Consider the following 3,217-nt stretch of genomic DNA (forward strand, 5'->3'; position numbering starts at 1 on the left):
CAGCCTTTCAAAAGTCATGGGATCTGTTGAACCAGCGGCGCCTGATTTCACCCCATCCCAAAAGCCCAAGGTCAGAAAAGCAGCTGATCCGACAAGAATTGCGCGCCGTGACGGTTGCGAAAATGGGGATCGCCAGCCCCCGTGGCCACGTGCTGTCGTCTTGGAAGACGAAGATGAAGTGTTGATCGATTTCATGCAAAAGCCTCACCGCGCTAGGATGTCAATGTTCGGGTGAAAAGTTGTTATTTGCATTTATAGGCGCGCGTGGCCGGCCATCAATTTACCGAGTCAGAACCGGCGCAACTTCGCCTAGGTTGCAAGGCATTGTGCGCTTATCCGCTTTAGAATGCATCAAGTTGGTGGGCGCCGCCCTTCAATTGGGCAAAGACGTAGTTCCGGGGCATACCACTTGATCGATCTGTCGCCGGAGCACACCAACACCAGCGTTCATCTTTGCGCTAGGCGCATAGTCAAACTGATTTCCTGACAGAAACACTTGTGTTTAACCAATGGCCGTGATGTATGGACCCGCCAGCACCGTGCGAGCCTGAAATTCTGCAAGACAGGACCGGCGCTCGAAGTGTTTCCCAGTTCAAAGATTTCTGTTGCCCTGGTGGGGTTGTATTTGGCGCAAGCTGTGCCCCTTTATCTCGTGGCAGCTGCACTACCGCCAATTCTCCGCGCCAATGGTGTGGGGCTGGATGTGATTGGTGGTTTGGGAGTTTTGCTCGCTCCCTGGGTTCTGAAAGTGCTCTGGGCCCCTTGGGTTGATCGGTACTGCCATGATCCCAAGGTCGGGCGAAAAGCCATCGTCACCGGGTGTCTGCTGGTCACGCTTGGCGGCATTCTGGCTTTGTCCATGTTTGATCCCGTCAAGGATGCGGCAGTTTTCTTTCCAATCCTGATGGCAATGTCCCTGTCGTCGGCCACCCAGGATATTGCGTCAGACGGCTGGGCAGTCGAACACCTGCCGCCGGCCGACCAGCCGGGCGGTAATGCACTGCAAGGTGGTGCTGTAGCCTTTGGGGTGGTGATTGGTGGATCGGGCACGCTCGTATTGTACGATTTGCTGGGTTGGTCGCACACATTGTGGGTTATGGCCGGACTGACATGTTTCTTGGTCCTCCCGTTCTTGCGGTTACCCGAAGAAACAGGTCGACGAACCCTTCCCGCTGATCGCGGCAGACCCGCGCTGATGCGCTTTATGCGCGTTGAGGGTGCATGGGCAATGCTTGCTTTTGCACTGATCATTCGCCTTCCGGAAGGTCTGGTGAAAGCATTGGAGCAACCGTTCCTTGTCGATCAAGGATTCACCTTGGCTGAGATCGGCGCGATATCAGGTGGCTCGACCGCTGCCGTTGGTCTGTTTGGCGCGTTGATCGCTGCGTGGTTGATCCGGCTTTGGGGCCTGCTGCCTTTCCTTATCCTGCTGATCTGCGGCCGCACCTTGGCATTCGGGGCCTTCTACATTGCAGCCACGACGGGAATGACTCAATGGATGATCGTCGTCTTGTCGGTCTTTGACACTTTCTTGCGCTACATCGAAATCGTGGGACTGTTCACCGCGTTCATGCGTTTTGCCTCGCTCAAACAGGCCGCCACAGACTTCACATTGCTCACCAGTGCGACCCTGCTGATGTACATGATCGGGGGCATCGTCGCCGGCCAGTTGGCGGAAGCGATGGGATACGGACCCGTCTTCCTTTCCGCCGCGCTGCTGTCCGGGATTGCGGGCTGGATCGCGTTGCTTCTGCTGCCTGCCCGCGTGCGCACCATCCCTCTTGCTACCGTTACGGAGACTTCTTGATGATCTTGGCCCGCCTTTTTGCCACCACCAGCACCATTGCACTTGTTACCTATACTCCCTTGTTAGCACAGGAACAGGAAGACCCCGTGGAATTGGGCGAAATCGTGATTCAGGCAACGCGTACCGGCGCAACTGAGAGTTCAATTCCGGGCACCGTGCAAGTTGTCGATGGCGAACAAATCATAGAGCGGGTCCGCCGTGGGCAAACACTCTCGCGTGCCCTGTCAGACCTCGTGCCGGGTCTGGCACCTGCGAATGGCACCATTGGCGGAGCGAGCCAAACTTTGCGGGGCAGGACGACACAAATCCTAATCGATGGAGTGGCGCGGACTTCCGAATTGCGCGGCTTTGATCGGGAACTTTCTGTTCTGGACCCGAACTCAATCGAACGGATCGAAATTGTCAAAGGCTCAACCGCGCGTTTTGGCAATGGGGCCACCGGTGGTATCATCAACATCGTAACCAAAAAACCTGCGGCGGAACGGCGGACGACCGTTGAAACCCGCCTGTCCGGGCAGAGCGAAGGCGGCAGCGTGGGCAACGATCTTTTCCTGTCGCACGATACGCGCGCAGGTGACTTGGGGCTGAGGTTCGAACTTTCGCGCAGCGACACAGGCACATCTTTCGATGGCGACGGCAACCGCATACCTTCGGACCCGCTGATCGGGCAGGGCGGTGGCAGTAACGTCGAGCGGTATGCCTTTGGTGTGGCTGCAAACTGGGCACGGGGACCGCACGAGCTGGACGTCCGGCTTGACGCCTATCGGTTGGAACAAGAGATCGATTACTTCGCCGACTATGATAGCAACCCCGTGCGTATTTCCGACCGTCGCTACACTGGGGAGCCGGTTGAGGATCGCGGCGTAAGTGTGAACGTCACCTATCGTTATCAGAACACGGCTTGGGGTGATCTCGAAATCAACGCATATGCCACTGACATCGACCGTCGCTCTGCGCTCTCCGAGCCGGGGCCGGCAAACCAACTCTACTACTCAATCAGCACCACCGATCCGACTCAGGACCCGCTATCCCAGGGCGAACTCTTCACAACGACCTACGGCATCTCTGCCACTCTGCGTACGCCGATGGAATGGCTTGCGCCAAACGCAACACTCACATGGGGTATCGACCTTGGCCGGGACGAGGTCGAGCAGAAGACGCTTGATGGCCGGGACCTGCTTGCACCGATGAAGCAAGACAGTGTCGCGATATTTGCGCAGGCCGACATTCCCATCGGGCCGCGACTGGATTTAAGCACTGGTTTCCGGGCCGAGCGTTTCTCGCTTGATGTCTCTGACTTCAATCGCCCCACCGGTGTATTTTTGTTCGAAGTAGCCGAAGGATCCTTTTTCCCGGTTGTGCTTGCGCCGGTCGATGTGATCGGCGGCGATTTCGATTACGACGCCGTGG

At 57.2% G+C, this 3,217-nt stretch carries 3 protein-coding genes; all 3 read left to right on the forward strand.

Features of this window, described 5'->3' with window-relative positions:
* On the forward strand, nucleotides 1–185 hold a 185-nt coding region (locus tag AC6RA8_RS21340), incomplete at its 5' end, for a hypothetical protein (protein WP_500355700.1).
* Between the two features lie 428 nt (nucleotides 186–613).
* The gene (locus AC6RA8_RS21345; protein ID WP_500355702.1) at nucleotides 614–1,807 is read left to right on the forward strand and encodes an MFS transporter; all 1,194 of its coding nucleotides are present in this window, start codon (nucleotides 614–616) and stop codon (nucleotides 1,805–1,807) included.
* On the forward strand, nucleotides 1,807–3,217 hold a 1,411-nt coding region (locus AC6RA8_RS21350; protein WP_500355704.1), incomplete at its 3' end, for a TonB-dependent receptor plug domain-containing protein. The genes AC6RA8_RS21345 and AC6RA8_RS21350, both read left to right, overlap by 1 nt.

It is taken from the genome of Tateyamaria sp., assembly GCF_059783535.1.